The following is a 20,497-nucleotide window of genomic DNA, read 5'->3' as shown; positions in this document are numbered from 1 at the left end:
TCGCCTGCGCCGCGATCGCCTCGCGAAGGCCTTCGAGCTCCGGCTCCAATGTCAGCATCACAATCAGTATGATAATTAATCTGTTCGACGGAAGGTCCCATGGCCGCGCCCGCAGCGACGTCGGGCCGAAGCGATGCGATCAGGAAGGTGCGCAGGATCCCCTCGTCGCCGCCGTCGTCCGGGTTTCCGGGCTCGGTCATCAGGCTGAAATTGACTCGAGCGATCCAACGCGCCAGTGTCGCTGGTGAAACGTCATTGCGGACCTCGCCGGTGGCGGCAGCCTCGGCGAGACGCGGCCCGAGTGCATCGATGAGCGTTCGTTGCCACAACGCCGATGTCTCGACGGCCTGATACGTGCGCGCGGCTTCCTCTTCGTCGATGAACATCCTGAGAGCGGCCGAACTGCGTACTGCTTCGTTGCCCACCAGTGATACCTGAACCAGTCGTTCGAGGAAGGGTTCGCTTGTGCCCCAACAGGGGTCGGCTGCCTTGAGAACCTCGGTCAAACCGCGAACGAACGATGCCACCAGCACCGCGTTCTTGTTCGGAAAGTAGTAGTACAGCGTCGACCGGTGCACCCCCGCCGCCTGAGCGATGTCGCTCATTCGGGTGCGGGACGGCCCGCGCGTCGCAAAGCAGGCTTCGGCGGCCAGGAGCAGTCGCTCACGCGCGTCTTCCTCGTCGACGGGGGTGTCCGCGCCCCACGCGCCGCTCCGCGTCGGATCGGGTCGAGCCGTCATGACCGCGACGATATCCGACAAAATACACAAACTGTAGACATTCCAACAAAACGTCGATAATGTCGGACTGTTGGTGCGCGATGGTGACGAAGGTGGTGGCGGTAGGTGTCCAGTGTGGTCTCCGGCGATTCGGCGTCGAGTGCGCTGATCACGGGTTGGGTGGAACGAGAGCTCGGGGGCCGGGTAACAACCGTTGTGCGGCAGGCACGTTGGCGGCCGACCTGGTTTGTCGATGTCGACCGCGACGGTGAGTCCGTCGCGCTTGTCGTGCGCGGTGAACGTGGTGCCGACATTCCCATGCAGTTTCCGTTGCGTCACGAGATGTCGCTGCAGCGGGTGATGCACGAGCATGGCATCCGGGTGCCGTCCGTGTACGGATGGATCGACGAGTTACCTGCCTATGTCATGGACCGCGTCGACGGTCAACCCGGCTTCGAGGGGTTGAGCACCGCCCAGCGCGATGCGGTCATGCGCGCGTACATGGCCCAGTTGGCCGAACTCCACCGACTTCCCCTGCAACCGTTCGTCGAGGCCGGGGTTTTGCGGGCGCCGACTCCGGCCGAGGCAGGCCGATTCGGGATTGGTCGGTTCGAAGAAGTGTGGCGCGCGGGGAAGAATGCGCCGAACCCGCTGCTGGAGTTCGTGTTGGGCTGGCTCAGACGCAACCCTGTGGACACCCGGGGCCGGGAGTCGGCCATCGTGTGGGATTCCGGGCAGCTCCATCAACAGGATGGGCGGCTGATCGCGCTTCTCGACGTGGAGATCGGGCACATCGGGGACCCGATGATGGACCTCGGGGCGCCTCGAATGCGAGACACTGTGCTGCATTTCGGTGACTTCAATACTCTGTACGCAGAGTACGAGCGCGCCGGTGGTCATCCCGTGGACATCGAAGCGGTGCAGTTGCATCACATCGCGTTCACACTGACCAATGAGCTCGCATTTCGGAACTCACTCAACAATCCGTCCCCGGATTCGGATTACATGACCAACCTGCACTGGTGCAGCGAGACGAACCTGCACGCGATGGAAGCGCTCGCTGAGCGCCTGGGATTCGAACTCGAAGCACCCGAGCTGCCCGACGTGCCCCCGACACCGGCGGCCACCGCGCATCGACAACTCGTAGACATGTTGCGGGACATTGCCGTCGACGACGACTACGCCCGATACCGGCTACGGGTCGCGTTCCGCCTCGCCCGCTACCTTCAGCGCGAAGACGAGATCGGCGCCGAGATCACCAATGCCGATCTCGACGACCTCGCACCACTTCTCGGGCACCGCCCGAAGACCTGGCAGGACGGTGACGCCGCACTCGAGCAGTTCGTACTCGAGGACGGCGGACGGCACGATGCCGAACTCTGCCAACTCTTTTACCGTCGGCTTATCCGACACAAGGCCTCGCTGGGTCCGCCCGGATCGGCCATGGCCGCCCACCTGCCGTGTCAACCGTTCACCACATACCAGACGACCGCTGCGGGCCAGTTGAAATAACCGTCAGCGGAGTTCGGCGATCACCTTGCTGAACGCCTCCATGTGCAACTGAGGAACGCTGAGGTAGGAAACGCGACAATTCGCGGCGTAGTCACGCAGCGTGTCGGCCATGTCAGCCGGCGTACCCGCCAGCGTGGTCGGGGAGTCAAGGATCTGCTCGTCGGTGAGGCTCTGCCCGAAGCCCGCTGTCCGAAGGATTTTCGGCTTTCCGCTGCCGTCGTGGGGCAAGGCGGTGATGGTGAGGTTCAGCTCCAGATCATCGAAGCGCTCGCCCGCCTTCTGCCGGACGAAGTCCACCAGTTCCGCAAGCGGATCGGCGGCGATGCTGTTCGGGCGGGCGCCACTGAACGCGATGATGTCGGCCGCTTCAGCGCCAAGGGTGAGCACTCGATCACCCGACCCGGCGACCATGATGGGCACACTGGGCACGTGTTCGCGGAGGTAGCGGGTGGTATGTACGAGGTGATCGACACGGCGTCCGGCGCTGGGAAATTCGAGCTCAGCCGCTTCGAACTCCTGCTTGACGTAACCCGCACCCAGGCCGAGCTCGAAACGCCCGTCGGTGAGGAGATCGAGTGCCGCGGCGTCACGGGCCAGCAGGGCGGGCTTGTAGAAGCCCGCATTGAGAACGAACGGACTGACCCGCAGGGTCGTCATCTCGGCGGCGAGAAGCAGCGCGGGGAAGGGTGCCGGCGTCGCGAGGTGGTCAGGCAGATGCAGCACGTCATAGCCGAGGTCTTCAGCGCGGCGCACGGCATCGCGCCACTGATCGCGTGACTTCAGCGTGGACAGGGCCACGCCGAACCGGAACTCGCGGCTCGGGTTCATCGCACCACCGTCGGGATCCACGCCGCGATGCGGTCCCACAGCGCGGCGCGGTGGCTGCCGAAGTTGTGGCAGTGCCCGGCCTTCGGCACCAGGTACAGCGTGACGTTGGGTGATCCGGTGTAGTTGGCCGGTTCCGCATACGGATCGGGTGACACGTCGATCGCTGCGCCGAAGGCCAGGAACACCGGCACGTCCAGTTGCGGTGTGTACTTTTCGACGAAACCCGGTGTGGTCACCTCGGCACCGGCACGAATCGGCACTCTGCTCTGCACCGCGGTGTCGGCGTCCATCACGTCCTGCGGCACCTCGCCGGCGTAGAACATGTCGGCCAGGTAGTCGCGCGGGGCGATCATGTAGGAGTCACCCGGTGTGGTGCCGGTGAGTTGGTATGCGGTCTCCAGGCTCTGCTGGATACGGGACTCGAGGTCGTCGGCATCCGCGTCTTGCTCGTGAACGTTGGTGATCTGCACGCCGTAACCGAGCAGCGCCACCGCGTCATACCCGCCTTCGCGGGCCTGGACCATTGTGGTCAGACACGATCCCATCGAGTGGCCGACACCGACGAGTGGCAGGTTGGCCGGCGGGAGGCCGTCGAGAAGCGTTCCATCGGCGGCCTGTGCGCGGATCTGACGTACCACCTCGGCGTCGCCGGTGGCAAGCAGTTCCAGACCAAGTGGCCCGGAGTCGGTGGGGTCGGTGCTCTCACCCACGCCGAGGTGGTCGACGGCGATCACGATGTAGCCCGCGTCGGCCATGTGTTCACCGAAGCTGTATCCCGGGTGCCCGTCAATCTCCATGTGCCAGTAGTGCTTGTCGTACAGGCCGCCGGCGAGACACACCAAAATCGCCTGCGCCGCGGCTGGTTGCTCGGGCAGAAACGCCCACGCGGTCTGGGTGAGCCGCTCGCCGCTGTCGATCGCGGCAGAGACATCGAAGGACAATGTCGTGGGCATCGGTCTCCACATCTTTTAGTCGAGGTCGAGCACAGGGATCAGCGCCGCCGTGTCAGCGACGCTGCGAAGAAGGTCGTTGAGGTGCGTGCAGGTGGACGTGCCCTGCAATTCCTGGCGCACCCGAAAGTGCAGCTCGTCCAGCGTCATTCCGACAAGACGGCCGGCGCTGGCGACGGCGCCGGGACAGTCCTGCCAGGGCAGGACCCGCGGCGTCGCCGCACTGCGCAGGATCACCGCGGTCGTCGGGTCCACGGTTGCGTCGAGTGTGTACTCGTGGATGACCGTCTCGGTGCCGTCGACCCGGACATAGGTGTCGCGAAACATCGCATCGACCGAGACCTGGGACCCGTCCCGGCACACGTCGAGCCTGCGACGCCGGCGCATGCCGTGAACGGGCAGCGGAGCCAGATCATGCCATGCCAGCGGGTCGTCCGGGTCGTCGAGCTCAGGAGCCTCCGGCCCGGTCACCAGTGCGGATTCGCCCTGCTCGAATGACGCCATCAACAGACCGCCGGTGACGAAGCCCGCGCATTGGTCGGCGACCGGCAGATAGCCGAGCTTCGCTACCAGCCCGGGGACTCCCGACGCAGACAGGGCGTGTCCGGAGATCAGCGTGGCGACGGGTACGTCGTCGAGCAGGGTATAGCGAAGATCTCGCGGGGCCCGAAGGGCAGGTGCTGCCTCGTCGACCGCGGCGCGGAAACCGCTCATCGCCGGCGCGCCGACGAGGTGTGTACCGGAAACGGGTGGATCGACCTCGAGGTGCTGCACGACACGGGCGACCATCCCGACGGTGGCTCGTAAAGCGGCGTGCCCGATTTCGGTGGTGGTGCCGTCGTCGCCGGTTCGGAGATCACGTGCGCGACCCCGGAGGTACACCGGATCCAATGACCCCGGATCACGGGTCATGTCAATCGAACTGGTGCGCCGGACCGTCCCGGGACGCCGCTCGGGCGTCCGCTGCGTGGGCTCGTGAATGCCGTGCAGCGGATGCAGTTCGCAGCGCGGCGCGCCGAGATCGGTGATCACCCGATGCCGATGCTCTTGGTCCGCAGGAACTCCGTGAGGCCTTCGCGGCCGCCTTCCTTGCCCATCCCGCTGATCCCGATGCCTCCGAACGGTCGGTGCACCTTCAGCGGTGCGGCGCCGTTGATCAACACCTCGCCGGTGTCCATCTCCTCGGCGACTCGGTGAGCGCGCTTGAGATCGTCGGTGAATATGTACCCCGAAAGGCCATAGGGTGTGCTGTTGGCGATCTCGATGGCCTGTTCCTCGGTGTCGAACGGGATGACCGACAGCACCGGCCCGAAGACCTCTTTCTGTGCCAGTTCCGAGTGAGGATCGACGTCGGCGAACACGGTCGGCGCCAGGAAGTACCCGTCCGCGAGGTCGCCACCGATCCGTTCGCCGCCCGCGATCAGCCGCGCGCCGTCCGCCTTGGCGCGGTCGATCATCCCGGTGATCCGCTGCAGCGCAGCCTCGTTGATGACGGGACCTCCCATGGTGTCGGGCTCGAGGGGGTTGCCGACCTTGATCATCGACGTGAGAGCCGAGACGCGTGCGAGGACGTCGTCGTAGATGGGGCGCGCCACGATCATCCGAGTGGGAAGGGCACAGCCCTGACCGCTCATGAACCCGATCGATACGAATGTGCCGACGCTACAGGCGACGTCCAGGTTCGCATCCTCGAAGATGATGTTGCCCGACTTGCCGCCGAGTTCCATGACCGACGGTTTGATGTGTTCGGCACACGAATGCAGAATCTTGCGAGCGGTGTCCGGACCGCCGGTGAAACTGACCTTCTTGACCAGCGGATGCTCGACGAGCGCGGCACCTGCCTCCGCCGAGCCGGGGACCACGTTGACCACACCGTCGGGAACTCCGGCCTCGGTCGCCAGATCGGCGAACAACATGGCACTGAACGGGGTGAGCTCGGACGGCTTGATCACCACCGTGTTCCCGGCGGCAAGGGCCGCGGGCACTTTCATCGCCAGCGAGATGAGCGGACCGTTCCAGGTGATGATCACGCCGACGACGCCGTAGGGCTGGCTGAGCGTATAGCTGAACTCACCGTGGGCGCGATAGGAACTCGTCACCTCGCTGGTGATCTTGTCGGCCCACCCCGCGTAGTACCGCGTCCATTCCACCGACATGCCGACCAGGCCGCTTACCAGGCCTGTGGGAATACCGTTGTCGAACGTGCCGAGGCGCACGAAGTCGTCGGTGTGCTGCTCGATCAAGTCCGCCAAGCGCATCAGCACAGTCCTGCGCTCGGTGGGATCGGTCCGCCGCCAACTTGCGAAGGCATCGTGGGCGACTTGACGGCTTCGTCGATCTCGGCGGGTCCCGCCATCGGGATCTCGGCGTCTGGGGTGCCGTTGCACGGGTTGATGTGGGCGAAGGTGCCCCCTGATGCGGTGCGGCGCTTCTCGGCGCCGATGCGAAGTGTCACTTCCGGACGGGTGGAGTCGAGTGTCGAAGCGGTCATCGTTTCTCTCCTGTGTCAACGCACCGCGAAGCCGGCGTCGAGCGGCCACGCGGTGCCGGTGATGAATTTGGCTTCGTCGGAGACAAGCCAGGCCACGGCTCCTGCAACGTCTTCGGGTTGCAGGATCTGGATGGGCAGGACGTTCTGCATGGCTGACAACGCGACGTCGCCTTCCTCGAACAGCCTGGCCATCGTCTCGTTCATCACCATGCCCGTCGCCACGCCGGTCGGGTGAATGGTGTTGACGCGGATGGAATGCGGCCCGAGATGGTTGGCCCACACCTGCATCAGTCCCACTATCCCGCGCTTGGCTGCGGCATAGGCCTGACCGCCCGCGCGGTCGGTGCCGGTGGCCTTCAGCCCGGCGCTGGAACTGGTGATCACGATCGAGCCGCCGCGGCCGCCCGCGATGAGGTGGGGGATGGCCGACTCGACGGTGTTCCACACGCCGACGAGGTTGACGTCGATGATGTCGCGGAAGATCTGGCGGGCATTCGGGCCGTCGGTGAGCCGCACGATCCCCGCGTTCGCCACCACGATGTCCAGGCCGCCGAGTTGTTCCACACCGTCTCGGACGGCGGCGTCGACCGCCTCGGCGTCACGAACATCGGCTTGCCGGGCCACGATTCGGCGGCCCTGGTCCTCGACGAGCTTGACCGTCTCGTCGAGTTCGGCGGGTGTGGCGTTCGGATAGTCCATCGAGTCGATGTCGGCGCAGATGTCGAGCGCGATGATGTCCGCGCCGTCGCCGGCCAGACGCACGGCGTGCGCGCGCCCCTGGCCGCGAGCGGCCCCGGTGATGAAAGCGACCTTGCCGTCCAGGTTCCCCACGGTCTCTCCTCTGTCGTCAGTCCGGCGCGCTGCCGGTGTGGATGCGGGCCAACCGCAGACCTTCCTGCGGGTCGTCGACGTCGACGCTCCAGGCGCCGCAGGTGCATGACGCCCGGAAGCGGCCGTTGTCGGGCAGGATCGACTGTCCGTCGCAGGAGCCGCCGGTGTTGGCGATACTGGTGAGAAATTCCAGGGGCTTTTCGTGCAGGGCGCTGTCGTCGTCAGCCATGGTCAGCGGCTCGGAAAACGGGCAGCAGCCAGCCGTCGGCGATCGGCGAAAAATCAACGCGGAGAGCCATTCCGATCGCCACATCGGCAGGGTCGACGTCGACGATGTTGCTGACCAGTCGCGCACCCGGCGCATCGGGAAGATCGACCACCGCGGGGACCACCGTCAGATCGGGCATGCCCGGGATTCCGTGGACCACCGCGAAGCTGTACACGATCGCATCGCCGCGCAGCTCAACCCAATTGACGTTCTTTGACTGACAGTCCGGGCAGAACGGTGTCGGTGGCAGCCGGAAGGTGCCGCACTCGGCGCATTGCGGCGCGACCAGTCGCCGTTCCTTGGCGGCCTGCCAGAATGGCTCGGTGTCCTTGTTGACCGCGATCCGGACATGCTCACCGGGCAGGGGGGTCGCCAGCGCAGCAGGCGGCGCGCTCACGAGGCACGCCCCAGGATCAGGCCGCTGACCGGCAGACTGGCCGGCCCTCCGGTGACCAACGCGAGTTCCGCGTCGGGCACCTGGTTGATGGCGGTGCCGCGCATCTGCTCGACTCCTTCCATGATGTGGGTCATGCCGATGATGTAGGCCTCCGACAGCTGACCGCCGTGGGTGTTGACCGGGATGGTGCCGCCGTCGTAGCGGATGGCGCCGCTCTCCACGAACGCGCCGCCCTCGCCCTTCTCGCAGAACCCGTAGTCCTCGAGTTGCATCAGCACCATCGGGCTGAAGTGGTCGTAGAGCAGTGCGACGTCGATGTCATCGGCGGTGATACCGGCCTGCTGATAGAGCCGGTCGGCGATCGGCTTGTTGCCCGAGGACGCGAAGTACTCGTCAGGCATGCCCATCCAGGCGAACGCACGTCCCCAGTCCTTGACCCCGCCGTGCGCGGCGGCGGCCACCGGCACCGGCGGCTGACGAAGGTCACGTGCGCGGTCGATGCTCGTGGTGATCACCGCGACGGCTCCGTCGGTCTCCTGGCAGAAGTCATAGAGGCACAACGGTTCTGCGAGCATCCGGGCGTTGTAGTAGTCCTCCAGCGTCAACGGTGTTCGGTGCATCGCCTTGGGACGGTTCAGCGCGTTGGTTCGGGTGGAGATCGCGATCTCGGCGAACGCCTCGCGGCGGGTGCCGTACAGATGCATGTGGCGTCGCGCCAGTACCGACATCAGCTGACCGGGGCCGAACAGACCCGACGGTTGCAGAAACGAATTGATTGGGTCCGGATCCATCGCCGAGAACACCGACCCCAGACGCTGTTTGGACTGCTGCAGCGCCATCACGGTGACCACGACGGAGGCGTCACCGGCCACGATCGCCGCCCGGGCCAGTCCGATGGCCCCGGCGGAACCGCCGCCGCCGGAGGTCAACGCGGCGGTGAAGCGGACCTCGGGAATGCCGAGGGTCTCCATGAAATCGGCGGTGTCCATCTTCTCGGTGTAGCCGGCGCTGGCCCCCGAGTAGTACGCGAAGCCGTCGATGTCGCGGACGGACAGTCCGGCGTCCTCGCAGGCCGCGAGGATCGCCTCGCCGCCGAGTTCGGTGATGGATTTCGGCAGCGACTGACCTCGTTTGTAATAGGGCGTCGCACCGATGCCGACGATCGCGACGTCACGCATCGGCCGGCACCGGTGGCACGTCGGGGAACAACTCGAAGAACGCGCCCTGGGTGATGCGCAGCCGGGTTTCGTCGCTGACTCCGTCGAAGAGTGTCTTCAACGTGTCCTGGGTATGGCCGAACGTGCCTTCCATGTGCGGGTAGTCACTGCCGAACATGACGTTGCGATAGCCCATGTGTTCAAAGGCCTGCACCGCGGTCTCGTCGTGCTGGAACGACGCGTACACCTGGCTGTAGAGGATCTCCTTCGGGTTGCGACTCAGTTTGGGCCGCACCGCCATATGGTGTTGTCGGTACCCTTCGAGCAGCCGATCACCGAGGAACGGCACCCATGTCGCACCGCCCTCGGAGATCAGCACCTTGAGGTTCGGATGACGGTCCAGCGCACCGGAGGCCACCATCTTCATGGTCGCCCGCTGGCCGGAGAACGTCGTCTCGGCGTAGTTCATGATGGCGCCGCCGGGGCCGCGGTACACCAGGCCGGCGCCACCGGTGACACTGTTGCCCGCCTCCACATCGACCGGGTCGGTGCCGATGTGGAACGCGATCACCATGCCCGCCTCCTCGGCGGCCGCCCACAGCGGTTCCCAGTCGTCGCGGTGCCAGTCGGGGGCGTCGGGATGCGGCATCGTCGGCAGGAAGACCGCCTTGAATCCGTTGTCGGCCGCCCACTGCAGTTCCTCGACCGCGTCGTCGACCACCAGGGTGGAGACCTGTGCGGTGACCACATAGCGCGGTGAAACCGATGCGATCTCGTCGATTGCCCACTCGTTGGAGGCCCGCGCGCACGCCTTGAGCAACTCCGGTGTTCGGAAGGTGGAGGCCCACATCCCCAGGGACGGGAAGACCACCTCTCCCCACACGCCCTCGTTGTCGAGGTCTGCCAGGCGGGCTTTCGCGTCGCGGCCACCTTCGGGCCGCATGCTCAACTCGGCGAAAGCCAGCATCGCCGACGAGGGCAGTTTGCGTCGGAAGATCTGACCGTCGACGTAGACGGTCTCGTACTCGCCGTCGTCATCCCGTTCGGACCGTGGGCACAACTCGGCCAACCGCTTGGGCAGCCGGGACTGCCACAGGTCGTCGGGCTCCAGAAAGTGGGAATCACCGGAGTTCGTCCAGATCTTCGTCATACGGTCCTCCAACCGCCGAGGGCGCTGGGCTGAAAAATCTATTTTCACCAAACTATGGGGCGATCTTATGGCCTGTCAAGCCTTGTCGGGGCAAATCCGCAGTAGATTCGCGCCGTCTGCTTCGCTACGATGCGATTCATGTCACATGTCGCGTAGGTATGTGAGGCGGTCCGAAAAAGCTATTTTCACTACTTTTATAGGAGGCGGAAGTCCCTTGTCGACCCCAACCGGTGCCCATGCCGCCCCCGAGTCGGTGGAGCCGCTTGCCGGCGTCCGCGTGGTGGATCTGTCCACCACGCTGCCCGGTGCGGTGTGCACGCAATTTCTGGCCGATGCCGGCGCGGACGTGTTGATGCTCGAACCCCCCGGCGGCAGTCCCTTGCGCGCGCTGCGTGGTTGGCCCGCGCTCGGGCGCAACAAGCGCAGTCGCGTTCTCGACCTCAAGAGCAACGACGGCGCCGCCCAGTTCGACGATGTGCTCGCCGCCGCCGACGTGTTGGTCACCACGCTCAGCCCGGCGGGGCTGGCCGCGGCGGGCATCGACTCCGACGCGTTGTCGGCCCGTCACCCGCGGCTGGTGATCGCCCACATCACCGGGTGGGGGCGCCGCGGGCCGTGGCGCGACCTCAAGGGCTACGAAGGGCTGGTACTGGCCAAAGCCGGCCTCTCACACGCGGTGCGTCGGATGGCGAATCCACCGCGCCCGTCGTATGTCACGGTTCCGTACGCCAGCTTCGCAGCGGGACACATTGCGGTGCACGGGATTCTGGCCGCTTTACACGAGAGAGACCGCAGCGGACTTGGGCAGATCGTCGAATCCGATCTTGTCCGCGGTGTGCACGCCGTCGACGCCTGGAACTGGTTCGGTGAATTGGTCGGCATCCGGTGGCCGGAGGCGTACAACACCGTGGAGGCCTGGACCGAACAGGGCACACCGCAGAGCCCGATGCTGCTGGCGCTGCTCACGGCGCCGACCAAGGACGGCCATTGGCTGCAGTTCGCCCAGGTGTCGCCGGATCTGTTCGCGGCGATGCTGACGGAGTTCGGCGTGATGGAGCTGCTCGCCGATCCGAAATGGAAAGGCTTTCCCGCACTGGAAAGTCCGGAGTTGTATAAGGAGTTCTGGTCGATCCTGCTGGCCAAGGTGGGTGAGCGAACGCTTGCGGAATGGCAGCAGTGTTTCGACGAGAACCCCAACTTGTGCGCCGAGCTGTTTCGGTCCGGCCCGCAGGTGTTCGACCATCCCCAGCTGATCCACGACAAGCGTTCGGTGATCGTCGACGATCCCGAGGTCGGCCCGGTGCGCCAACCCACCACGCTCATCCACACCGCGCACGGCCCGCTGTGCCAACCCGATCCCGCACCCCGGCTCGGCGACGCGGGGGACGGCTGGCAACCGGCGGACTCGGTGCCTGAGCCTGGCGGGGGCGGCTCGCAGCCACCGCTGAGCGGCGTCTCGATTCTGGAGTTCGGCGAAATGTTCGCCGCGCCATACGCATCCAGTGTGCTCGCCGATCTCGGTGCCCGGGTCATCAAGTTCGAGGCCATGAACGGCGACAACATCCGCAGCCTTCTGCAATTCCCGGAGTCGGCGGGTGCCAAGGTGATGCAGGGCAAGGAAAGCATCCAGGTGGATCTGCACACCGAAGAGGGCCGAGCGGTGGCGCACCGGCTGGCGGCTTCGGCCGATGTGGTGCTGCAGTCCATGCGGGCTGGCGCCGCGGATCGGCTGGGGATCGGCGCGGAGACCTTGCGCGCGATCAACCCGGACGTGATCTACGTGTCCGCGCCGGGCTACGGCGTCGACGGTCCCTTCGGCGCGCGTCCTGCGTATGCGCCGAGCATCGCGGCCGCCGGAGGGGTGGCGCTGGCGAACACCCCGGACGCCGCGTGTGCCACGGCCAATCTCGATGAGGTCATCCATCAAGCACCGCGCGTGACGAGCGCGGGCACCGCACCGGAGTTGCAGTGCGACGGCCTGGCGGCACTGGCCGTGGCGTCGTCGATCCTCACCGCGCTCATCGGCCGCGACCGTGGCCACCCGCTCGGCGACGTGCGCACCTCGATGCTGGCCACCGCCACCCATGCGCTCACCGACTGGGTGGTCGACTATGCCGATGCACCGGACCCGTTGACGCCGGCGCACAACGGGACTGGCCTGTCCGCGCTGTATCGGATGTACGACGGCAGCGACGGTCGGATCTTCCTGGCCGCACCGCAGGACAAGGAGTGGGCGCCACTGGTCTCGGCGCTGCGTGAGTTCACCGACCTGGACGACGACGATCGGTTCTCGACCGTCGATGGCCGCGAATCCTTCGACGACGACCTGGCCCGACGGCTGCAATCGGTGTTCAGCAAGGAGTCGGCAGCGTTCTGGGAGAAGCACCTCAACGCGGCGGGGGTCGGGTGCGTGGAACTCTACGAAGGCGCTCCGGCACGGTTGATCCAGACGGATCCACTACTGGCAGAGGAGTACACGGTCTCTGCCGTCAGCCCGGTGTTCGACGAACATCTGCGGTTCTCGCCTCTGGTCGGATTGAGCCGCTCCGAGACCAGGGCGCCCGGTGGTTGCCTGGCCGGCCAGCACACGTCGGAGGTGCTGCGCGAATTCGGCTACGATGACGCGACGATCGCGAAGTGGCAGGATGCCGGTGTGATCCACTGTGGCTGAGGGCAAGACGGTCGACCGCTCAGCGGAGCGGCAGCACATCATCGATGCTGCCTACCGGTGTCTGGACCGCAGTTCGGGGTCCTCGGCGTCGATCACCGAGATCCTCGACGAGGCCGGCCTCGGCACGCGAGCGTTCTACCGCAACTTCAGCACCAAGCATGACCTGCTGCTGGAGATGTTCCGGCGCGACCGGGAGGCGGTGCAGGCGCAACAGCGCGAGGTCGTGGCGCATGCCAAGGATCCCGTCGATGCCCTGCGGTCGTGGATGACGCACATGTTCGAGCTCGTGTCGAACCCGCGTAAGCGTAAAAGGATGGCCACTTTCTATTCCGAGGAAATGCGGCGCACGCCGGGGTATGCCCGCGAACTCGAACTCGTCAGTGCGACCGATCAGGCATCGATCGCCGCGATCCTGCACCGCGGCAAAGCCGATGGCACCTTCACCAAATGCACTCCGGAGGCGGATGCGCGGTCGATTCGTGCTGCATTCGAGGCCGCACTTCTCGATCGGTTCCACCAGAAGTCAACCGGTGACGTATCCGACGACATCGAGCAGTTGATGGGCTTCGTGCTGCGGGGCCTCGGCGCGGTCGATCGCTGACTTTCCCCGCGCGAGAAGACGCAAAGTCCGCCGACACGCCGAGGAAAGTGCGCACTTTGCGTCTGCTCGTGAGAACAGGCAGCCGGGTCCACGGCGTGTGCTTCACTCAAGGCGATGAAGCCGCGCGAACGTACGCCGCCGTGGGCGGCAGGGGCCAAGACGGATCGCACCCGGGAGCAGATTCTCGAAGGAGCTCGCCTGACGTTCCAGGAGCTGGGCTACTCGAGTACCAGGGTCGAGCAGATCGCCAAGCGGGCAGGCGTTTCGCGTCCAACCTTCTACGTCTACTTCGCGACCAAGCAAGATGCGTTCCTGGCGGTCGCCGAGCGCTCCGTCGAGCGACTGAGCCTGGTTCTCGAGGCGCTCGATGCGTTGCCGGTACAGCCTGACGACGGTGCTCTCGCCTCCTGGGTGGAGCAGTTCTTCTCGTACTTCGATGATTTCGGGGCGTTCGCCACGGTATGGCGGCAGGCGGCGTTCGCTGACCGCACCTTGCAGCAATCCGGATGGAAGGCGCAACGGCGATGGGCAACCCGCATCGGCCACAGCTTCGACCGTGTGCGCGGGAACTCGCTCGGTGAACCCGTCTTTCAAGGGTTGGCGGTGGAGGCGATGCTCGAATCGCTCTGGTTCGCCTCCCGCATGGACGGCTCTCAAAGAAGCCGGCAAGCGGCGATCGCGACCGCACAGGGGATGCTCCGGGCCCTGCTCGTCAATACTTGACACATCTGTCTAAGTATCGTTAGCGTCAGTCATCTTCGCGATGTGGAGGTGGGCTTGCTGTGCGCAAATCGATCACGGTGACCGACAGCGAACCAGAGGTGCGGATCCCGGCGTGGATGGCGCCGAATGGCTGGTTCGTCGTCGGCTGGTCGCATGAACTCGCACCCGGTGATGTCAAGCCGCTCAAGGTGTTCGGCCAGGAACTGGTGCTCTACCGGTCGACCGGCGGGCAGGTGCGCTGCCTGGACGCTATCTGTCAGCACCTCGGCGCGCACCTGGGCTACGGAGGCCGGGTAGTTGACGACTGCATCGTGTGCCCGTTCCACGGGTGGACCTGGGGGCCGGACGGGCAGAACGTGGCGGTGCCGCAGGGGCGGACGAGCAGGCGGCGGATCGAGGCGTGGCCCGTGTGCGAGCGCAACGGCATCGTCTATCTGTGGCACGACGTTGCCGGTCAACCGCCGGCGTGGTCGATACCCGACTTGTTCGAGGATCTCAGCGACGAGTATCCGACGGGTGAGTTCTGGGACGTCGCAACCATAGGCAGCGCATTTGACTACGGTGAGCTGTCCATCGAACCGCGGGTGGTCGCCGAGAACATCGTCGACCCAATCCATTTCCGCTATGTACACCACACCCGCGACCTGCCGACGCTGGTGGATTACGAAGTCACCGACGCCTACTTCATGACGAAGTTGAGGGTGCACTCGCGGGGTAAACGCAAGATCGACAGCCCTCGACGAGAGGACACGGTGACGCTCAAGCAGTGGGGCGTGGGAATGGCCTACACGCGGTTCTCCGGCCGCGACAACACCCATTCGGTCATCTCGGTGACACCGGGCGATGCGCAGACGTCGACACTGCGCCAGACGCTGTTCATCGAGAAAATCGATGGCGAAAGCGACGAGGAGCGCACCGTCAGGCTCAAGGCCATCGAGTCGGTTTTCCCCGAGGACCTCGCGATCTGGCAGCACCAGCGCTTCGTCGAGCCGCCATCGCTGCAGACCGAAGAGGCCACGATGTTCCGCATGATGCGGCGGTGGGCTCAGAGTTTTCAGCCGAACGCCGGTGAGTACGGCGGTCTGAGTACCAATCGTGCCGCCGATGCGGCTTCGCCACCTGACCAGTGATGGGAACCGTCACGACGGTTCGGTGAGGCCATGAAAGCGGCGAATCGAGTCAGTGAGCCGTCGTCCGATGCGCTCGGCCGAGCGCACCAGCGTTGGGTCGCGGAAGCTGCCACTGTCGTCGAAGAGGTCGTCGGCGACATAGAAGACGTCGTTCCCGGGAAGGACCACAGCGCCCAGGGTGGTCAGTAGCCGCGTCAACTCGGCCAACGCGCCGTGACCGTGCCCCTCCAGACATACACAGGCGCGGGCGACGACCTTGAAGGTGAAGTTGTCCAGTGGTGCCTCGCCGGGCGCGAGCCGGGTCAGCCAGTCGATCAGGTTCTTCAGCATCCCCGGTATCGAACCGCCGTATTCCGGGGTGGCGACGAGCCAACCGTCGGCCCATCGGAGATGCTCCTTGAGTTCCAGAACGCCGGCGGGCAGCGGGATGCGATGCGGCGGACCGACTCGACCCCCTTCGTCGAACAGTCGATGTGGATCGCTGCTCACCGCGTCGAAGAGATCGGCGTCGAGCACCGGCACCGGAAAGTCCTTCAGGTCAAGGAAGCGCACCTCCGCGCCTGCACGCTCTGCGCCGACAGCCATGGCGCGCGCCAGCTTCTTGTTGGCCGAATCCGTGCGCAGGCTCCCGGCGAATGCGATGACGCGTGGACCTCTGGTCTCCATGCGACGCAACCTACCTGTGAAACCCACGAGGATGGCCCGATACAAGATTGCCCGCGCAATCTGGCGCCGCTCCTCTGGCGAGCAGCCGCAAAGTCCGCCGACACGCCGAGGAAAGTGCGCACTTTGCGTCTGCTCGCGAGAAGAGTCAGCCCGTCGGCAACGAGGAGTGGCACAAGCGCACTACGTAATCGCCAGAACCGACTTCAACTGCGTCGTGGCCGGTGTCTCTGGACATTCCCGCAGCCAGGCTTGGATGACGGCGACGTCGGGGTGGTCGGGCGACGGCGTCTCGACCTCTAGTCTCCCGTCGAGGATTTCGCCATCCGTCGCGTCGACCGTGACCGTCCGACCAGCGAGGTCCATCAGGGTGCCTTCACCGCATCCGACCACGCATACCCGGTTGAGCTCGCGGCTCACAACCGCCGCATGCGAGGTGGCACCGCCGATCTCGGTGATCACGGCGACGGCCGCGAGCATGCCGTGGACGTCGTTCGGGTCGGTCGTCGGCCGTGCCAGCACCACATCGACACCCGCGGCGGCCATGTCGTCGGCTTCGTCGGCGTCGGTCACGACAACACCTGACGCCACACCGGGACAGGCGGTCTCCCCGGCGGCCAGCAGCACCGCCTCTGCCTGTGCACGTGGCGCGAGGCGAGGACGGAGGAAGGCTGCCAACTGCTGCGGACTGATCATCGCCAAGGCTTCGCTCACAGAGACGATGCCCTCGCGTTCGAGCGCCACCGCGTGATGGATGGCGGCGGTTGCGGAGCGTTTCGCGACCCTGCATTGCAGGAGCCAGAGTGCTCCCGATTCGACAGTGAACTCGATGTCCAGCACGTTGCGCATCGAGCGCTCGAGTAACTGGGCGGCCGTCATCAATTCCTCGTGGACTTTCGGAAGGGAGCGGCGAAGTTCATCCAACGGCAGCGGTGTATGCCTGCCCGAGACGACGTCTTCACCCTGGCCGCCGGGCAGCCACTCACCGAACGGAGCCGAGGCAGAGCTCACGGGGTCGCGAGTGAACAGCACGCCCGTTCCGGACTTGTCGTCCAGGTTGCCGAACACCATCGCCTGCACCGTGACGGCCGTGCCACCGACATCGGGTATCCCATGGTGTCGTCGATACGCAATCGCGCGAGGCGACTGCCATGATTGGAAGACGGCACCCACCGCGGCTTCCAGTTGTTCCCACGGATCGTCGGGAGGTGCCACACCGACGACGCCGCGGAACTGGTCGGCGAATCTGCGATGAGTGTCCGCGGGATACCTGCTGTCACCGGTCCACTCACACAGACGCTGTTCGACGTCGGTGTTGATGCCCAGGTTGAGGATGGTGTCCATCATGCCGGGCATGCTGCGGGCGGCCCCGGACCGCACCGACACCAGCAGGGGTCGTTCGCCGCCGCCGAAGGTGCGATCGAGTGCTCGCTCCAATGCGGCGACCTCCGTGCGCAACCCCTGCCGTACCTCGTCGGTCAGGGTTCCGCCGGACAGGTAGCGGTTGCATTCGTCGACGGTGAGCACGAACGCCGGCGGTACGGGCAGACCCTGCCGCGCCATCGTGTTGAGGCTGAAGGCCTTGTTGCCGACCAACTCGCGGTTCACGTCGGCGTGATCGCCGATCTTGACGATGGACATCGCTTACCTCACGATGCCGACGGCCGGATCCAGGGCCGGGATGCCCGCCATCTGCGCTGTCGTGCCGACCTTCAAGGCTCTACGGTAATCCCGCCACAGGTTGTAGGACCAGATGTCCTGATCGCCGCCGTAGAACACCCGGCCGTCGCGCTCCCACTCGACCAGGCTGGTCCACGCGAACAGGTTGGGCCGCGGATGAAACGGGCCGCCGTTGAGGCATCGGCCATGTGCCGAGTAGACCCCGCCGTTCTCGTCCTCCAACGCAACCTCCATGACCTCAGGCTTACCGGTGCCCTTGGCACGTTCGACGATGCGGCGGCCGCTGCGGAGACGGATCGTTTCGCCGTCGATCACTCGGACGCCGCCGACAAACGTCAGGTCGCCGTTGCCCGCGCACGCCCAGATGGCGTGCACCCCGTCGGTTTCGTCGGCGACAGCGAAGCTGTACGCGGAGTAGCCGATCCCGTCACCCATATCGGGGCGAGCGCCCCAGGACCTGTCGCGGATCGAGAATTCGTCGAAGTCATAAGCCACTCCGTCGAGTTCCAGGCGGCCGGTGACCCGGCCCATCTGGTCGTAGTGCCCGGTGCCCACCCATGTGAGGGCCTCCATGCTGATCGGGTACACGGGGTGGATGCCGGTGAACGTGAAATCCAACTCGACTCGGCGATCGGTCTCCGCGGGCGACCGATACCTGATGCGATAGCGCTGCAGCGGTTCCAGGCAGTCGATCTCAATTCCGTTGGCAATCGAGATGTTCGGCAGCCTGCCTTCGGGCATGGGCAGTTGCCACTGCCAGTCCCACAACAACATCTCCCACGGCAGATCGGCGGTGTCGTCCCAAATCGCGACACCCGCAGCGCACATCCCGAGATTGGCACGCAGCCACGGATACAACGCCACCGAGATGCGTGGCTCCGGGATGTGGAACTGGAAGAAGTAGGTCTCGGACCACCAGAAGTCTTCCGTGGTCGGGAGATGAAACTCGTCATCGGCTGGGGTGAACATGTTCGGGTCCTTCCCGTCGCAGGATTTCAACGGCGCCGGTGCTGCCGTCCAGGCGAAGCCAATCACCGGACTTCACCCGATCGAGGACGTCGCGGGCGTTGACCACTGCGGGGACGCCGAGCTCGCGAGCGACAACAGCGCAATGCGACATCAGCCCGCCGGTTTCGATCACGATGCCCTCGGCGATCGCGAAGTAGGGCGTCCATCCGGCGTCGGTGTAGGGCGCGACGATGATCTGGCCGTCCTCTAGGTCGACGAGGTCGTCGAGGCCTTTGGCCACACATGCCCGACCCTCGACGACACCCGCGCAGACGCCGATTCCCTTGATCTCGCGCTGGTCATCGTCCTCGAGTTGCCAGTCGAGCGGCTCGGCCCCGTCGATGAACAGCGGAGGATCCGGCGCGTTCTCGAGGGCCTGGACCGCAGCGCTTCGATCGGCCACTATCCGCCGGAGCTCGACCGGCTTGCCGAGCAGCGCTGCTTCCAGTTCGTCAACCGTGAGCAAACCGACGTCGCCTTCGTCGTCCACGCGCCCCGCGGTGGCGATGCGGCGTGCGGCTTCCCTGACGCATTTGCGGATCGCGTCGACACGGATGACCATCACCGCCTTGGTGGCCTCCCGCGCTCGAACACCTGCACGAGCCCATGCCCACAGTGCCCGGGCAAGCGGTCGAACCCACCCCGGGATGCCCGCGAGCGCGACATCGACGTCACCGGACGGTGTTCCGTCGTTCGCGTCGCGTCCATCGCTACGCGTCAACATGCCGTAGAGCGACACGACAAGAGGTCCTGGATCCTCCCGCCACGACGGCGCGGTAGCCACGAACTCCGTCCCACTGCGGTAGCCGTACCGAGCGACGATCGCATCGAATCGGTCGGCGAACTCCGGCGCGACCTGCCGCAAGATGGTGACGGTGTGCTGGGGTGATTGTTCTCGCACCTTCGGAATGATGTCCGCCGCACGGCTGCGCACCTCTGCGGCGAGTTGGCGCAATTCGACTGTCGGCGCCGCGCTTTCAACGCGGCCCACCTTGGTCATCAGTTGGGTGAGAACGCTGTCGTCGGCGGGGGATCCGACCTTCTCGAGGGCGCGGCAGAGCAGCGCGAACACAGCGCTGCTGCCCAGGCTTGTGCGGGAGTGCTCGGCGTTGGCCGACTCCAGGTCCCTACGAAGCCGACGGAGTTCGTCGACGAGCTCGGAATCTTGGGCGCCGTCCAGGGACAGGGCGGCCCACTCGGCGCGCGCTTGCTCGAGCTGTCGGTCGCTGCGCCGGATGGCCCTGACGACATGCGCAACCGCCCGCACAACGAAGGGCGCCTTGATGATCCGTTCGGCAGCGCTTGGCCTTGGCGGTCGCGTCACCTGCATGTCGCGATCCTGCGAAAGGCCCAGGGCGAGGTCGCTGGGTCGAGCACCCGGGAGACGACCGTCCAGCTGCCAGTATGCCCAGGACAGGTTGATGTAGGCGCGCCCGCGATGCAACCGCATCGCCCACGATCCAGGCGGATCGTTCGTCATCATTCCGAGATCTCGCATCAACTGCCGGATTCCGCGGTCGCAGGGAATACCCACGGCCGTCCAATCGAGGGGCCGCACCACGCCCGGAAAGGCCTCACCGATGTTGACCCGGGTCCCGATCGGCATGGTGGGGTCAATTGGCGATTCGAAGGTGTCCGCTTCAGTCACCGAAAGGGCACTCCCGTCGTCGCGGTAGAGAACTAAGTTCACAATGGCCGATAGCGCCCTGTGGGTCAAC

Annotated in this window: 19 protein-coding genes; 5 read left to right on the top strand and 14 right to left on the bottom strand. The window is 65.6% G+C overall.

Features of this window, described 5'->3' with window-relative positions; all coding sequences use genetic code 11:
* Positions 1-740, bottom strand: a 740-nt coding sequence (locus tag ABQE89_RS17320) for a TetR/AcrR family transcriptional regulator (protein WP_448418754.1), incomplete at its 3' end; no start/stop codon positions are given.
* Positions 741-845: 105 nt separating this feature from the next.
* Between ABQE89_RS17320 and ABQE89_RS17315 the strand changes: the two genes are divergently transcribed.
* Complete coding sequence (locus tag ABQE89_RS17315; protein WP_448418752.1) at positions 846-2,231, top strand: phosphotransferase family protein; 1,386 nt, start codon at positions 846-848, stop codon at positions 2,229-2,231.
* A gap of 3 nt (positions 2,232-2,234) precedes the next feature.
* On the opposite strand, the gene ABQE89_RS17310 is transcribed toward ABQE89_RS17315, so the two are convergent.
* The 9 genes from ABQE89_RS17310 to ABQE89_RS17270 all read right to left on the bottom strand — a co-directional run bounded on the left by ABQE89_RS17310 (position 2,235) and on the right by ABQE89_RS17270 (position 10,303).
* On the bottom strand, positions 2,235-3,059 hold the full coding sequence (locus tag ABQE89_RS17310; protein ID WP_448418750.1) for a TIGR03621 family F420-dependent LLM class oxidoreductase: 825 nt from the start codon (positions 3,057-3,059) through the stop codon (positions 2,235-2,237).
* Positions 3,056-4,012 carry an alpha/beta hydrolase gene (locus ABQE89_RS17305; protein ID WP_448418748.1) on the bottom strand — a complete coding sequence of 319 codons (957 nt, stop codon included), beginning with the start codon at positions 4,010-4,012 and terminating at the stop codon, positions 3,056-3,058. Before ABQE89_RS17305 ends, ABQE89_RS17310 begins: the two co-directional genes overlap by 4 nt.
* Positions 4,013-4,027: 15 nt before the next feature.
* A complete protein-coding gene (locus ABQE89_RS17300) occupies positions 4,028-5,038 on the bottom strand; it encodes a DUF2889 domain-containing protein (RefSeq protein WP_448418778.1) in 1,011 nt (336 codons plus the stop codon).
* Positions 5,038-6,396 carry an aldehyde dehydrogenase family protein gene (locus ABQE89_RS17295; protein WP_448418746.1) on the bottom strand — a complete coding sequence of 453 codons (1,359 nt, stop codon included), beginning with the start codon at positions 6,394-6,396 and terminating at the stop codon, positions 5,038-5,040. Before ABQE89_RS17295 ends, ABQE89_RS17300 begins: the two co-directional genes overlap by 1 nt.
* Positions 6,397-6,515: 119 nt before the next feature.
* Positions 6,516-7,331, bottom strand: a complete 816-nt coding sequence (locus ABQE89_RS17290; protein ID WP_448418744.1) for a mycofactocin-coupled SDR family oxidoreductase — start codon at positions 7,329-7,331, stop codon at positions 6,516-6,518.
* 16 nt (positions 7,332-7,347) lie between these two features.
* Positions 7,348-7,560, bottom strand: coding sequence for a hypothetical protein (locus tag ABQE89_RS17285; protein WP_448418742.1), 213 nt, complete (start codon positions 7,558-7,560; stop codon positions 7,348-7,350).
* The gene (locus ABQE89_RS17280; RefSeq protein WP_448418740.1) at positions 7,553-7,996 is read right to left on the bottom strand and encodes a Zn-ribbon domain-containing OB-fold protein; all 444 of its coding nucleotides are present in this window, start codon (positions 7,994-7,996) and stop codon (positions 7,553-7,555) included. The genes ABQE89_RS17285 and ABQE89_RS17280 overlap by 8 nt, the downstream gene beginning before the upstream one ends.
* Positions 7,993-9,174, bottom strand: a complete 1,182-nt coding sequence (locus ABQE89_RS17275) for a thiolase C-terminal domain-containing protein (protein ID WP_448418738.1) — start codon at positions 9,172-9,174, stop codon at positions 7,993-7,995. Before ABQE89_RS17275 ends, ABQE89_RS17280 begins: the two co-directional genes overlap by 4 nt.
* Positions 9,167-10,303, bottom strand: coding sequence for an amidohydrolase family protein (locus ABQE89_RS17270; RefSeq protein ID WP_448418736.1), 1,137 nt, complete (start codon positions 10,301-10,303; stop codon positions 9,167-9,169). The genes ABQE89_RS17275 and ABQE89_RS17270 overlap by 8 nt, the downstream gene beginning before the upstream one ends.
* 214 nt (positions 10,304-10,517) lie before the next feature.
* On the opposite strand from ABQE89_RS17270, the gene ABQE89_RS17265 reads away from it, so the two are divergent.
* The 4 genes from ABQE89_RS17265 (at position 10,518) to ABQE89_RS17250 (ending at position 15,428) form a co-directional block, all read left to right on the top strand.
* The gene (locus ABQE89_RS17265; protein WP_448418734.1) at positions 10,518-12,974 is read left to right on the top strand and encodes a CaiB/BaiF CoA transferase family protein; all 2,457 of its coding nucleotides are present in this window, start codon (positions 10,518-10,520) and stop codon (positions 12,972-12,974) included.
* Complete coding sequence (locus tag ABQE89_RS17260; protein WP_448418732.1) at positions 12,967-13,575, top strand: TetR/AcrR family transcriptional regulator; 609 nt, start codon at positions 12,967-12,969, stop codon at positions 13,573-13,575. Before ABQE89_RS17265 ends, ABQE89_RS17260 begins: the two co-directional genes overlap by 8 nt.
* Before the next feature lie 114 nt (positions 13,576-13,689).
* The gene (locus ABQE89_RS17255) at positions 13,690-14,298 is read left to right on the top strand and encodes a TetR/AcrR family transcriptional regulator (protein ID WP_448418730.1); all 609 of its coding nucleotides are present in this window, start codon (positions 13,690-13,692) and stop codon (positions 14,296-14,298) included.
* Between the two features lie 59 nt (positions 14,299-14,357).
* Complete coding sequence (locus tag ABQE89_RS17250; RefSeq protein WP_448418728.1) at positions 14,358-15,428, top strand: Rieske 2Fe-2S domain-containing protein; 1,071 nt, start codon at positions 14,358-14,360, stop codon at positions 15,426-15,428.
* Between the two features lie 9 nt (positions 15,429-15,437).
* Here ABQE89_RS17250 and ABQE89_RS17245 read toward each other — a convergent pair whose 3' ends face one another.
* The 4 genes from ABQE89_RS17245 to ABQE89_RS17230 all read right to left on the bottom strand — a co-directional run bounded on the left by ABQE89_RS17245 (position 15,438) and on the right by ABQE89_RS17230 (position 20,427).
* The gene (locus tag ABQE89_RS17245; RefSeq protein WP_448418726.1) at positions 15,438-16,094 is read right to left on the bottom strand and encodes an NADPH-dependent FMN reductase; all 657 of its coding nucleotides are present in this window, start codon (positions 16,092-16,094) and stop codon (positions 15,438-15,440) included.
* Positions 16,095-16,274: 180 nt separating this feature from the next.
* Positions 16,275-17,732, bottom strand: a complete 1,458-nt coding sequence (locus tag ABQE89_RS17240) for a pyruvate, phosphate dikinase (protein ID WP_448418724.1) — start codon at positions 17,730-17,732, stop codon at positions 16,275-16,277.
* Positions 17,733-17,735: 3 nt separating this feature from the next.
* Positions 17,736-18,740 (bottom strand): DUF7064 domain-containing protein, encoded by a 1,005-nt coding sequence (locus tag ABQE89_RS17235; RefSeq protein WP_448418723.1) that lies wholly within the window; start codon positions 18,738-18,740, stop codon positions 17,736-17,738.
* Positions 18,721-20,427 carry a PEP-utilizing enzyme gene (locus ABQE89_RS17230; RefSeq protein WP_448418722.1) on the bottom strand — a complete coding sequence of 569 codons (1,707 nt, stop codon included), beginning with the start codon at positions 20,425-20,427 and terminating at the stop codon, positions 18,721-18,723. The genes ABQE89_RS17235 and ABQE89_RS17230 overlap by 20 nt, the downstream gene beginning before the upstream one ends.
* Positions 20,428-20,497 lie beyond the last annotated feature (70 nt).

The organism is Mycolicibacterium sp. XJ1819 (assembly GCF_053483675.1).
The sequence above is the reverse complement of the archived record's forward strand: the minus strand, read 5'-3'. Positions and strand labels throughout refer to the sequence as shown.